The organism is Aromatoleum evansii (assembly GCF_045689615.1).
Taxonomy (GTDB): Bacteria; Pseudomonadota; Gammaproteobacteria; order Burkholderiales; family Rhodocyclaceae; genus Aromatoleum; species Aromatoleum evansii.
In genome coordinates this window covers 2,043,186-2,055,351 of sequence record NZ_CP141259.1, presented here as the reverse complement: position 1 = coordinate 2,055,351, position 12,166 = coordinate 2,043,186, and the positions used below count along the sequence as shown (strand labels likewise).

Here is a 12,166-nt window from a genome sequence, read left to right as displayed (position 1 = left end):
CCCCTATTGCACCACGGAGAGCGCCGTCGTCGCGGCAAGGTGCCAACGGTTGCGGCCATCGCGCTTGGCGCGGTACAGCGCCTCGTCGGCGCGCGCGACCAGCGTCGCAAAGCCGCCGTCGTCGCTGCGCTCGGGCCGCGTCACCGCGATGCCTATGCTCACCGTGACGACGCGCGCCGCCGTCGAGTGCCGATGCGTGATCGCCAACGTCTCGACCGCCCTGCGCATCGACTCGGCGACGATCGCGGCGCCCTGTGCGTCGGTGTCGGGCAGCACGACGGCGAACTCCTCGCCGCCATAGCGCGCCACCAGGTCGACCGGCCGCCGGGTGTTGCCCGCGAGCGCGCGTGCAACCGCCTTCAGGCACTCGTCGCCGACCTGATGGCCGTAAGCGTCGTTGAACTGCTTGAAGCAGTCGACATCGACCACCATCAGCGCGATCGACGCGCCACTGCGTGCGCCGCGCCGCCATTCGCGCGACAGCGTGGCGTCGAAGGTGCGGCGGTTGGCGATCCCCGTCAGCCCGTCGAAGGCCGACAGGCGCGTCAGCTCCCGATTCGCCTCGTCGAGCTTGCGCGTGAGCGCCACGAGCGAGGCACGCATGTGGGCGATGCGCTGCATGGCCCGCACCTTGGCCTTGAGCACCGCCTCGGAAACCGGCTTGACGAGATAATCGTCGCCGCCCACGGCGATGCCGCGTTCGATGTCCTCGTCGCGCGTCCGCGCCGAGAGGAAGATGATCGGCGTCCATTCGCCGTCGGACTCGAGCTGCCGTATCCGCCGCGCGACCTCGAAGCCATCCATTCCGGGCATCACGACATCGAGCATGATGAGATCCGGGCGTGACTGCCGGAAGGCCTCGATGCCGCCCTCCCCGTCGCGCCGGTGCACGGTTTCCAGCCCCATTCCGCCGAGCATCCGGCAGATCAGGGCAGCACTCGTCACGGTGTCTTCTATTACGAGGACCTTCATCCCGGTCGATATTCCATCGCAACCATAAAACCTTGTTATCGTATCAACTATATTCCGATATGTCGCCAGCGATTTCCGGTTTGACGCACTTTCTCCCCTGCCCTAGAGTCCACCCTCTTTTGTCGAACGAGGCGCCGGATTCATGGCGATTCCTCTCCTGCGAATCTTCCTGCTGGTCATCGCGCTGACCGCGACGGCATCCTCGGCCATTGCGGAAGACACCCAGGCCGGCGATGCCCCGCCCGCCGATACCCTTGCGCCCGTGGATTCCGCGCCGGCCGAAAGCGGCCCGCGTTCGCTCGGGAGCCTGCGCCCGCCCTCCGCCGCCCGCGGATCGGAAGGCCTCGCCGCGTCCCCCAGCCAGGTGCTGGAGCTGCGCGACCCTGCCCCACGCGTGCTCACACTGGATCTCACGCGCGACGCGAACGACATCTGGGACCGCATCCGCCGCGGCTTCGGCATGCCCGACCTCGATACCGAGACGGTCGCCGAACAGCAGCTCTTCTACCTCAACCGTCCGGGATTCCTGAAGCGGGTGTTCGAGCGCGGCGGGCGCTACCTCTATCACATCGTCGACGAACTCGAACGCCGCGGCATGCCCACCGAGCTCGCCCTGCTGCCGATGGTCGAGAGCAGCTACAACCCCATGGCCTATTCGCGCGCCCGCGCCTCGGGCCTGTGGCAGTTCATCCCCTCGACGGGACGCAACTACAACCTGACGCAAGACAAGTGGGTGGACGAGCGGCGCGACGTGATCGCGTCGACCAATGCCGCGCTCGACTACCTGCAGACCATCTACGAGATGCACGGCGACTGGCACCTCGCCCTCGCCTCCTACAACTGGGGCGAAGGCGCCGTCGGGCGGGCCGTGCAGCGCAACCTCGCCGAGGGGCTGCCCGCGGAATACAGCCGGCTGCGGATGCCCGAGGAAACCCGCAACTACGTCCCCAAGCTGCAGGCGCTGAAGAACATCGTCGCGCAACCCGAGCTCTTCCACTTCGAGTTGCCCTACGTTCCGAACACCCGCCACTTCGTCACCGTCGACGCCCCTGCCGGCATCGACCTCGCGACCGCCGCGCGCCTCGCCGAAATGCCGCTCGACGAGTTCCTCGCGCTCAACCCCTCCTACAACCGTCCCGCCACCACGCGAGCCGATTCGCTGGTGATTCCGGTGGACCGCGCCGAACGCTTCCGCGCACGCCTGGCCGAACACGAGAACTCGGGCAAGCAGTGGCGCACCTACGAGATGCGACGCGGCGACACCCTCGCGTCGGTGGCCCGCGACTTCGGCCTGTCGCTGAGCGAACTGCACCAGATCAACGGCCTCGATGCGCGCAGCCGCGTGAGCCCCGGTTACACCCTGCTCGTGCCCAACGGCGTCGAACCCGACGGCGCGATCGCCGCGGCCCGGATGATCCCGCGCAACGCCGCACTCGACACCAGCACGATCCCGTCGAAGGCGGACACGAAGGGCGGCCGCAAGGGCGCTCAGGCGAAGGGTGGAAAGAAATCGGGGGCTGGCAAGGCGTCGGCCGGCAACCGCGCAGCCGGCAAGAAGGCTTCGTCGGGGAGCGCCAAGGCGCCCGCGAAATCGGCCGCCAAGACCGCGCCGAAGTCGTCCGGCAAGACGACCACCTCCGCACAGAAGAACCAGAAGCGCTGAACGCGGCGGCGAGCCGCCTCAGGCGGGCCAGTGGCAGCGCACGCTGCGCCCGCCGCGCAGGTCGGTTGGCGCCGGATACTGCGCACGGCAAATATCGGTCGCCCGCTCGCAGCGGGGGTGGAAGTGGCAGCCCGGCGGAGGCGCCAGCGGCGACGGCAGGTCGCCAGCCACAACCGGCCGCGTTGCGCGCTCCGCAGCGCCCGCATGCGCCACGGTTGCGCGCGCGATATCGGGAACCGCCGCGAGCAGCGCACGGGTATAGGGATGCGCCGGCGAGGCCAGCACCTTCGCCACCGGCCCCTGCTCGACAATGCGTCCCAGGTACATCACCGCGACCTCGTCCGCGAGCCAGCTCACCACGCCGATGTTGTGCGTGATAAAGAGATAGGCGAGATCGAACTCGCGTTGCAGCTCGCGCATCAGGTTGAGGATCTGCGCCTGCACCGACACGTCCAGCGCGCTCGTCGGCTCATCGCACACGATCAGCTTCGGGCGCACCGCGAGCGCCCGGGCAATGGCGATGCGCTGGCGCTGACCGCCGGAGAATTCGTGCGGATAGCGCAGCTTCATTTCCGGCGTGAGCCCCACGCGCGCAAGCAGCGCATCGATGTGCCCTGCGCGCCTTGACGGATCCTTCTCGACGCCCAGCGCGAGCATGCCTTCCTCGATGATCTCGCCGACGCGCATGCGCGGGTTCAGGGACGCAAAGGGATCCTGGAACACCATCTGGAAGTCGCGCCGCAGCGCGCGCAAGGCCGCGCGGGACAGCCCCGCGAGCGGCGTACCGTCGAGGTACACCTCGCCGCCGGTCGGCGTCACCAGCTGCAGAATCGCCTTGCCGGCGGTCGTCTTGCCGCAGCCGGACTCGCCTACCAGCGCCAGCGTGCGGCCCGGCGCGAGCGCCAGGCTCACGCCATCGACGGCGCGCACGCGCGCCACCTCGCGCCGCAGGAGGCCCTTGCGCACCGGGAAATGCACCTGCAGGTCCCGCACATCGAGCAGGGGCACCGTCCTTGTGGCGGCACGTTCGCCAGCCGCACCGGCCGAGGCCGCCGCGGCGGAGACCGCGGGCCTTTCGGCGTGATCTTCCGCGTACAGATGACAACGCACTGCCTGCGCCCCGACGGACTGCCACGCCGGGGGCTCGTGATGGCAACGCTCGAACACGTCGGGGCAGCGCCCGGCGAAGCGGCAACCGGTGAAGACCTGGTCGAGCGGCGGCACATGCCCGCCCAGGGCCGCCAGCGGATGGCCGCGCTGGGCGTCGGTCGGCAGCGCGGCGAAGAGCTTGCGGGAATACGGGTGCAGCGGCGCGCGGAAGAAATCCTCGCGCGCACCGGTCTCGACCAGCTCGCCCGCGTACATCACGCCAATGCGATGCGCCATGCGCGCGACGACGCCCAGGTCGTGCGTGATCAGCAGCATGCCCATGCCGCGCTCGGCCTGCAGGCGCGCAAGCAGGTCGAGCACCTGGGCCTGGATAGTCACGTCGAGCGCGGTCGTCGGCTCGTCCGCGATCAATAGTTCCGGCTCGCCGGCGAGCGCCATCGCGATCATCACGCGCTGCTTCATGCCGCCTGAGAACTGGAAGGGGTAATCGTCCAGCCGCCGCGCAGCGTCGGGGATCCCCACTGCGTCGAGCAGGCGCTGCGCCTCCGCACGCGCCGCCGCGCCGCGCAGGCCGCGATGGCGTGCCAGCACCTCGCCGATCTGCGTCATCACGGTCATCACCGGATTCAGGCTGGTGGAGGGTTCCTGGAAGATCATCGCGATCCGGCCGCCGCGCACCTCGCGCATGTCCGCCTCGCTGCGCGCGAGCAGCTCGTCGCCGGCAAAGCGCACAGCGCCGCCGACGATGCGTCCGGCGTCGGGCAGCAGGCGCAGCAGGGCCAGCGCCGTCATCGACTTGCCGCAGCCGGATTCGCCCAGCAGCGCGAAGGTCTCCGCCGCCGCAATCGAGAACCCGACGCCGTCGACGGGCCGCACTGGCCGCACGGCGGCACCGATATGCACGCGCAAGTCCCGCACCTCCAGGAGCGGCGCATCCAGCGGTCGGCCCTGCTGCGCGGGCGGGTGGTCGGTTCCGGCAAGTACGGTCATCGGACGGGTATGGATGGGGAGCTGAGCGACAGAAGGATGGAAAAAGGGCCGCTTGCGCGGCCCTGTGGCAATGCTGCGACCGATCGGCCGATCAGTGGTGGTGGCCGCCCGCGCCGTGCACGTGGCCGTGCGCCAGCTCCTCGGCGGTCGCCGGGCGCACTTCCGCAACGGTGACGTCGAACACCAGCGCGGTGCCGGCCAGCGGGTGGTTGCCGTCCACCACGACCTTGCCGTCGGCGATGTCGGTGATGCGGTAGATCATCTCCTCTTCGCCGTCGTCGGTGACGCGCTCGAAGGACATGCCGACCTCGATGTTCTCGGGGAACTGGCTGATGTCCTCCACCAGCACCAGCTCCTCGTCGTAATCGCCGAAGGCGTCTTCGGGCTGCAGCTTGACCTTCAGCTGCTCGCCGACCTTCTTGCCGTGCAGCGCCTCCTCGATGGCGGGGAAGATGCCATCGTAGCCGCCGTGCAGGTAGACCAGCGGCTGCTGACCGTCATCGATCATGTTGCCGTCCGGGTCGACGACGGTGTACTTAAGCGTTACGACGCTGTTCTTGACGATTTCCATTAGCTTTCTCTGTTTCCAGTTTCCTGACCAGTTCGAAAACCCCCGCCGCATGGCCGCGGGGGGTGACGTCGCGGAGTGCGTGACGGATGATGCCTTCCTTGTCGATCACGAAGGTCGTCCGTGCTACGCCCATCTTCTTCACACCATCGACTTCCTTGGGCTGCCAGACATCGTAGAGCCGGCACACCTCGGTCTCGACGTCGGAAAGCAGACGTATCGACAGGCCGTGCTGGTCGCGGAATTCGGCGTGGGTCAGGCAATCGTCGGGACTGACGCCAACGACGATGCAACCATGGCGGGCGAAGTCATCTTCATGATCGGAGAAATCGGCCGCCTGCAGGGTGCATCCCGGCGTGTTGTCACGAGGGTAAAAGTAGAGGACCACATGGTGCCTGCCGCGTTCTGCGGCGAGGTCGAAATCCTCCATGTCCGCATCCGGCAGCGAAAACGTTGGCGCGATATCACCGATCTGCAACATGTGATCTCCCTGACGTCGTTGGATTCTAGCCGAGACACGAAGCGAACTCTACCTGCGTCTCCCCCGCTTGCGCTACACCGATTTAATGCTTGCGGATCGGCATAAGCTGTTTAAAATTACAGTTACTCCGGAGAATCCCATGAGCAACCGCGACCATAACCTGACCGCCCGCCAGAGTGAAATCCTCGATTTCATCCGCCAGACGGTCGAATCCGAGGGGCGTCCGCCCACCCGCGCCGAAGTGTGCAGCGCATTCGGCTTCCGTTCGCCGAACGCGGCCGAAAGCCATCTGCGCGCGCTCGCCGCGAAGGGCGCGATCCTGCTCGAGGAGGGGCGCGCGCGCGGCATCCGCCTCGCCGAGGGGCTCGGCCTGCCGCTGATCGGCCGGGTCGCGGCCGGCAGCCCCATCCTCGCGGTCGAGCACATCGAATCGCGCCACCAGATCGACCCGGCCCTGTTCTCGCCGCGTGCGGATTACCTGCTGCGCGTGCGCGGCATGAGCATGCGCGACGCGGGCATCCTCGACGGCGACCTGCTCGCCGTGCACCGGAGCCAGGAGGCGCGCTCCGGACAGGTCGTGGTCGCCCGCGTCGAGGATGAAGTGACCGTGAAGACCTTCACCAGCAAGGGTCCGATCGTCAGCCTGCTGCCGGCCAATCCCGATTTCGCGCCCATCGTCGTCGATACCCGCAGCACCCCCCTGACGATCGAGGGCATCGCCGTCGGCCTGGTACGTAACGGCTCGCTGTGAAGCCTGCCGCCGTGATCCTCCTCCCGCCCCCCGCTTCCGATGGCCGCCCTCGCCCAGACTACCCTCGCAGCCCTGCCGCCCGGCCTCGTATGGCAGGCGGACCGGCTCGCGCAGTCGACCGAGACGAGCATCGCCACCGGCTTCGCGGCGCTCGACGCCCAGCTGCCGGGAGGCGGCTGGCCCCGTAATGCGCTGATCGAACTGCTGTCCGACCGCCCCGGCATCGGCGAGCTCGGGCTGCTGCTGCCCGTCCTGCACGCCCTGCCGGCCGAGCGCTGGATCGTCTGGATAGCCCCGCCCCACCTGCCCTACGCCCCGGCCCTCGCCGCGGCGGGAGTACCGCTCGAGCGTTTGCTGCTGCTCCAACCCGAGGAGCACGCCGAGATCCTGTGGTCCGTCCGGCAGGCACTGGCCTCGGGCGGCAGCAGCATCGTGCTCGCCTGGCTGGCGCGCGCGGACACGGCCGCCTTGCGGCGCCTGCAACTCGCCGCCGAAAGCTCCGCGACCCCGCTGTTCCTGTTCCGCCCCACCTCCGCCGCACGGCAGCCTTCCCCCGCCGTCCTGCGCCTGCGGCTGGCAGCGCGCGACGGCGAGCTCGCGGTCGACATCCTCAAGCGGCGCGGCCCCGGCCTCGCCGCGCCACTGCGCCTGTCGCTACCGCAACGACCCGGCCTGCGCCGCCTTCCCGCCCTCAACGATGCTCTGGTTCGCCCTGATCCTGTCCGATCTGCCGCTGCAGGTGTTCACGCGCGGCGTGGATGAGCCGGGCGAACTCGCGGTCGTCGAACACAGCCCCGGCGCGCGCGTGGTCGCGGCGACTGCCGCTGCGCGGGCGCGCGGCGTCGAGGCCGGCCAGAACGTGGCCGGCGCGCTCGCGGTCGCCCCGGCGCTGCAGCTGCGCGAACGCGACGCGGCGCTCGAGGCCGCGACGCTGGCTGAGTTCGCCGCGTGGGCCACGCAATTCACGCCCTGCGTCAGCATCGACCCGCCCGATGGGCTGGTGCTGGAAACGAGCGGCAGCCTGCGCCTGTTCGGCGGCGTCACGGGGCTGGTACGGCGCATCCGCGCCGGCCTCGCCCCACTCGGCCTGGATGCGGCCATCGCCGCCGCCCCGACCCCGCTCGCGGCACGCTGGCTTGCCCGCACGCACCCGGGCCGGCAGCTCCGGGCCGCCGCCGAGTGGTGGCGCAAACTCGACGACCTGCCCGTCGAACTGCTCGGCGACGGCGCCGAAGTGTCCCGCGCGACGCTCGAGCTGCTGCACGGCATCGGCGCCCGCCGCCTCGGCGACGTCGCCCGCCTGCCGCGCGACGGCCTGGCCCGCCGCCAGGCCTCCGTCGTGCTCGACACGCTCGCACGGGCCCGCGGCGAACGCCCCGATCCGCGCCCCTGGTTCCTGCCGCCGGAACGCTTCGAAGCGCGCCTGGTCCTGCCCGCGAGCATGCTGCACACCGAGCCGCTGCTGTTCGCCGCGGGGAGGCTGTTTTCCGGGCTGTCCGCGTGGCTCGCCGCCCGCCATGCCGCGCTCGACCGCTGCCGCCTGCACCTGGAGCACGAGGGGCACCCCGATACCGTGCTCGAGATCGTCACCGGCACGCCGGGGCGCGACGACGGGCGGCTGCTGATGCTCGCCCGCGAACATCTGGCCGCCCTGGAGTTGCCCGCTCCGGTCGATGCGCTGCGCCTTCTCGCCGACAACCCGGTGGTCACCCCCGGGCGCACGCAGGATCTGTTCGGCGATCCCCACAGCGCACGCGACGCCGCTGCTCTGCTGCTCGACCGCCTGCGCGCGCGGCTGGGGCGCGAGGCGGTTCGCACCGTGCATCCGGTTTCCGAGCACCGCCCAGAGCGCGCCTGGCGCCTCGCCGATCCCGGACGCCCCGCGCCCCGCAACACCCCGCCGGCCGCCGGCCCGCGCCCGTTGTGGCTGATGAACGAACCGCGCCCGCTCGAATCGATCCGCGCACTGACGCTGCTGAACGGCCCCGAACGCATCGAGTCGGGGTGGTGGGACGGGGCCGACGTGCACCGCGACTACTACGTCGCCCGCGCGCCCGATGCCGCCCTGTGGTGGGTGTTCGAGCAGCTCGATCCGCCCGGCGGCTGGTATGTGCATGGCTTTTTTGGCTAAACTCGCTTCCCCGCTCCCGGTTCCCGCCGGGAACCCTTCCCCCCGGCCCGATCTCCCTCTTCCTTGAGCGCCCCCGTCTCGTCGTCCGTCTCATCGTCCTTCATTGCCCGCCAGCTGCTGCACCATGCGTGGCCGGTGCTGGTCGCGCAGATCCTGTCGATGAGCATGCTGATCGCCGACACCGTGATCGTAGGCCGCTACGGCACCGTCGACCTCGCCGCGGTCGCCGTCGGCAGCGGCGTATATATCTCCATCGTGATGCTGGTGGTGGGCGTGCTGCAGGCCGTCGCCCCGACCGTCGCGCATCATTTCGGCGCCGGCCGCATGGAATCGATCGGCCCCGCGCTGCAGCAGGGCTTCTGGCTCGCGCTGATGCTTGCCGTGCCCGGCATCGCGCTGATGGTGTTCCCCGGCTTCCTGCTGGAACTCTCCAGCGTCCCCGCCGACGTCGACGCGAAGACCCGCGAATACCTCCTCGCCACGGCCGCGGGCCTGCCAGCGGTGCTGCTGTACCGCACCTTCTATGCCTTCAACAACGCCGTGGGCAAGCCGCGCGTGCTGATGGCGATCAGCTTCATCGTCACCGCCACGCACATCCCGCTCGCGTGGGCGCTGGTCTACGGCCACCTGTGGCTACCGCCCCTGGGCGTGCTCGGCTGCGGCGTCTCGACGGCGATCGTGAACTGGCTCGCCTTCACCTGCGGCACCGTCTACCTCGCGCGCAATCCGGGCTACCGACCCTATCGCCTGTTCGCGCACTGGCGCGGGCCGCAGGCCGCGGAAATCCTCGGCCTGCTGCGCCTGGGCCTGCCGATGGGCCTGTCGACCTTCATCGAGGTGTCGTCCTTCACGCTGATCGCGCTGTTCGCGGCCCGCCTGGGTGCCGAGGCCGTCGCCGGCCATCGCGTCGTCGCGAACATCGCCGCCCTGATCTACATGCTGCCGCTGGCGATGTCGATCGCCGTGCTCGTCCTCGTCGGCCAGGCGGCCGGCGCGCGCGACTGGGCCCGGGCACGCATGACGATACGGGTCGGCATGATCGTCACGGCGGGACTCGCCTCGCTCATCGGCATCGCGCTGTGGATCGCGCGCGAGCCGCTCATCGCGCTGTTCTCGGAAGACGTCGCCGTGCGTACCGTCGGCCTGATGCTGCTTGTCTACGTCTGCCTCTACCAGCTGTTCGACTCGGTGCAGACCGTCGCGGCGCATGCGCTGCGCGGCTACAAGGTGACCTTCGTGCCGATGCTGATGCACGCCGTGTGCTTCTGGGGCGTGGGCCTCGCCGGCGGCTACTGGGCGAGCTTCCATGCCCCGTGGCGCACCGAGGGGCCGCACGTGGCCGGTTTCTGGGAGGCAGGCGTGATGTCCACGACGGTCGCCGCGGTGCTGTTCGGCTGGCTGCTGCGCGCCGTGATGCGGCGGCAGGAAGAGCCTCCTGCCTGAGGGCGCTCAGCTTCCCAGCCAGCCCTCACGCAGCGCCCGCATCGCCGCCGAGACGCGCTTGCCGCTCGCGAGCTTCACCGTATCGGCCGGCTGAGGCGCCAGTTCGGCCGTAACGGTCGTCAGCTCGTCGCGCCGGAAGGCGTGGATGGTCACCTGCTCGCCCCCCTGACGGCGCGCGAGCATGCCGTCGAGCGAAGCGGCCGTCACCTTGAGGCCATCGATGGCGACGAGCACGTCCCCCGCCGAAAGCCCGCAGCGCTGCGCCGGACCGTCGTCGAACACGTTTGCGAGCTTCGCCTCGCCGTTACCGCCGGCCAGCTTCACCCCCAGCGAGGCGCCCTTGGCGGCGGCCTCGGCGCGGAATTCGATCCCGAACGGCCGGAGGAACTCGTCCAGCGCCAGATCTTCGGTCCCCTCGACCGCGTCATTCAGCCAGCGCGACAGGCGCCGCCCTGCCCCCTTGAGGCCGGCCTCGCCGACCTCGGCGACAAGCGCGAACAGGCCATCCTCGGCGACCCCTTCTCCCGTCAAGCCGTGCCGCTGCCACAGCAGGCGCATCACGTCGTCGAGGCTCTTGCGCCCCGCACTCGCGGCACGCAGCTGGAGGTCGAGTGCGAGCGCGATCAGCGCGCCCTTCGCGTAGTAGCTGACGATCGCATTGGGCGCGTTCTCGTCCTGCCGGTAGTACTTGATCCACGCATCGAACGACGATTCGGCGACGCTCTGCTTCAGGCGGCCGCTGCCGCGCAGCACGCTGGACATCGTCTTGCCGAGCAGCGTGAGGTAGTCGTCGACGCCGATCACTCCCGAGCGCACCAGCGCGAGATCGTCGTAGTAGGAAGTGAAACCCTCGAAGGCCCACAGCAGGCGCGTGTAGTTCTCCGTGGCGAGGTCGTAGGGCGCGAACGCCGCGGGCTTGATGCGCTTGACGTTCCAGGTGTGGAAGTACTCGTGGCTGCACAGGCCGAGGAAGGTCCGGTAACCGTCGGTGTGCTCGTGCATGCCGACGTAGGGCAGGTCGTTGCGCCCCGTCAGCAGCGCCGTCGAGGCACGGTGTTCGAGGCCGCCGTAACCGTCGCCGACCACCATCGTCAGGAACAGGTAGCGGTCGACGGGGGCGGGCGTGCCGAACAGTTCGATCTGCCACGTGCAGATGCGCAAGAGATCGCTGCACAAGCGTTCGAGGTCGCAGTCGTGCCGTCCCGTGAGGACGATGTCGTGCGGCACGCCCGCGGCCTCGAAGCGCGCGTGCGTGAAGCCGCCCATTTCGACCGGGTGATCGACGAGCTCGTCGTAGTTCTCCGCGTAATACAGGCCGAAGCCCATCGCAGGTGCCGCGAGCGGATTTCCCGCCGGGCGACGCAGGGTGGTCGCGACCTTCCAGGTCTGCAGCGCCGGGCCGTCAGGCGGGAGGATGTCCACATAGCAGGGCTCGTCCGTCTTTCCCTCCACCGCGAGGAACACGCTGGTACCGTTGAAGAACCCATGCGTGGCATCGAGATGGGCGGCGCGCACCGAGAGATCCCACGCATACACCTCGTAGCTCAGCGTCAAGGCCCGCCCAGCGGCCACCGGTGCCGCACGCCAGCTGTGCTTGTCAAGCTTTTCCACCGCGACCGGCCGACCGCCGCACTCTGCGCGCAGCGTGACGATGTTGCGGGCGAATTCGCGGATCATGTAGCTGCCGGGGATCCACGCGGGAAGACGAAACACCTGTCCGGCCGGATCGGGGCTGGCGACCGTGCAGGTCACCTCGAAGATGTGCGCCTCAGGACGCGCGGGGGCGATGGCGTACGACACGCGGGGCTGATGGGGCATGGGGATTCCGCAACACGAAGCAAATTGTCGATTCTAGCCGCAGCAGCGTCGCCTCGGACGACCACAGGTGCGTTGTGTCGATGCCTCATTTTTGCGCAGAAGCAACATTTCCTTTCGCGTCAGCCCTCTGCGACACCTCCCCACAACTTGTCCACAGGACTGCTCACGCACGATGGGGATAAGGAGGGACTTTCCCACAACGCACGTTGCGGAAATGCCTCATTTTTGTGCAGACACAA

10 protein-coding genes are annotated in these 12,166 nt (G+C 69.3%); 5 read left to right on the top strand and 5 right to left on the bottom strand.

The window, feature by feature from the left end:
• Window positions 1–3: 3 nt before the first annotated feature.
• Complete coding sequence (locus tag U5817_RS09395) at window positions 4–972, bottom strand: diguanylate cyclase domain-containing protein (RefSeq protein ID WP_407280553.1); 969 nt, start codon at window positions 970–972, stop codon at window positions 4–6.
• A 142-nt stretch (window positions 973–1,114) separates the two neighbouring features.
• Here U5817_RS09395 and U5817_RS09390 point away from each other — a divergent pair, with 142 nt between their 5' ends.
• Complete coding sequence (locus U5817_RS09390) at window positions 1,115–2,635, top strand: transglycosylase SLT domain-containing protein (RefSeq protein ID WP_407280552.1); 1,521 nt, start codon at window positions 1,115–1,117, stop codon at window positions 2,633–2,635.
• 18 nt (window positions 2,636–2,653) lie between these two features.
• Here U5817_RS09390 and U5817_RS09385 read toward each other — a convergent pair whose 3' ends face one another.
• From U5817_RS09385 to U5817_RS09375, 3 genes are all read right to left on the bottom strand, one after another.
• A complete protein-coding gene (locus U5817_RS09385) occupies window positions 2,654–4,735 on the bottom strand; it encodes a dipeptide ABC transporter ATP-binding protein (protein ID WP_407280551.1) in 2,082 nt (693 codons plus the stop codon).
• A 91-nt stretch (window positions 4,736–4,826) separates the two neighbouring features.
• A complete protein-coding gene (locus U5817_RS09380; protein ID WP_407280550.1) occupies window positions 4,827–5,306 on the bottom strand; it encodes a peptidylprolyl isomerase in 480 nt (159 codons plus the stop codon).
• Window positions 5,272–5,784 carry a peroxiredoxin gene (locus U5817_RS09375; RefSeq protein WP_169131292.1) on the bottom strand — a complete coding sequence of 171 codons (513 nt, stop codon included), beginning with the start codon at window positions 5,782–5,784 and terminating at the stop codon, window positions 5,272–5,274. Before U5817_RS09375 ends, U5817_RS09380 begins: the two co-directional genes overlap by 35 nt.
• Window positions 5,785–5,923: 139 nt before the next feature.
• On the opposite strand from U5817_RS09375, the gene lexA reads away from it, so the two are divergent.
• The 4 genes from lexA to U5817_RS09355 all read left to right on the top strand — a co-directional run bounded on the left by lexA (window position 5,924) and on the right by U5817_RS09355 (window position 10,109).
• Complete coding sequence (gene lexA / locus U5817_RS09370; RefSeq protein ID WP_169131294.1) at window positions 5,924–6,535, top strand: transcriptional repressor LexA; 612 nt, start codon at window positions 5,924–5,926, stop codon at window positions 6,533–6,535.
• A 39-nt stretch (window positions 6,536–6,574) separates the two neighbouring features.
• The gene (gene imuA, locus U5817_RS09365; RefSeq protein ID WP_407280549.1) at window positions 6,575–7,297 is read left to right on the top strand and encodes a translesion DNA synthesis-associated protein ImuA; all 723 of its coding nucleotides are present in this window, start codon (window positions 6,575–6,577) and stop codon (window positions 7,295–7,297) included.
• The gene (locus tag U5817_RS09360; protein ID WP_407280548.1) at window positions 7,233–8,666 is read left to right on the top strand and encodes a Y-family DNA polymerase; all 1,434 of its coding nucleotides are present in this window, start codon (window positions 7,233–7,235) and stop codon (window positions 8,664–8,666) included. Before imuA ends, U5817_RS09360 begins: the two co-directional genes overlap by 65 nt.
• Before the next feature lie 63 nt (window positions 8,667–8,729).
• Window positions 8,730–10,109, top strand: coding sequence for an MATE family efflux transporter (locus tag U5817_RS09355; RefSeq protein ID WP_407280547.1), 1,380 nt, complete (start codon window positions 8,730–8,732; stop codon window positions 10,107–10,109).
• A gap of 6 nt (window positions 10,110–10,115) precedes the next feature.
• Here U5817_RS09355 and U5817_RS09350 read toward each other — a convergent pair whose 3' ends face one another.
• A complete protein-coding gene (locus U5817_RS09350; RefSeq protein ID WP_407280546.1) occupies window positions 10,116–11,927 on the bottom strand; it encodes a M61 family metallopeptidase in 1,812 nt (603 codons plus the stop codon).
• Between the last annotated feature and the right edge of the window lie 239 nt (window positions 11,928–12,166).

What these genes read in the sequence shown, in the direction of transcription:
- U5817_RS09350 (WP_407280546.1), bottom strand. Translation starts at nt 11,927, where the DNA reads ATGCCCCATCAGCCCCGCGTGTCGTACGCCATCGCCCCCGCGCGTCCT.
- U5817_RS09375 (WP_169131292.1), bottom strand. Translation starts at nt 5,784, where the DNA reads ATGTTGCAGATCGGTGATATCGCGCCAACGTTTTCGCTGCCGGATGCG.
- imuA (WP_407280549.1), top strand. Translation starts at nt 6,575, where the DNA reads ATGGCCGCCCTCGCCCAGACTACCCTCGCAGCCCTGCCGCCCGGCCTC.
- lexA (WP_169131294.1), top strand. Translation starts at nt 5,924, where the DNA reads ATGAGCAACCGCGACCATAACCTGACCGCCCGCCAGAGTGAAATCCTC.
- U5817_RS09360 (WP_407280548.1), top strand. Translation starts at nt 7,233, where the DNA reads ATGCTCTGGTTCGCCCTGATCCTGTCCGATCTGCCGCTGCAGGTGTTC.
- U5817_RS09380 (WP_407280550.1), bottom strand. Translation starts at nt 5,306, where the DNA reads ATGGAAATCGTCAAGAACAGCGTCGTAACGCTTAAGTACACCGTCGTC.
- U5817_RS09390 (WP_407280552.1), top strand. Translation starts at nt 1,115, where the DNA reads ATGGCGATTCCTCTCCTGCGAATCTTCCTGCTGGTCATCGCGCTGACC.
- U5817_RS09395 (WP_407280553.1), bottom strand. Translation starts at nt 972, where the DNA reads ATGAAGGTCCTCGTAATAGAAGACACCGTGACGAGTGCTGCCCTGATC.
- U5817_RS09385 (WP_407280551.1), bottom strand. Translation starts at nt 4,735, where the DNA reads ATGACCGTACTTGCCGGAACCGACCACCCGCCCGCGCAGCAGGGCCGA.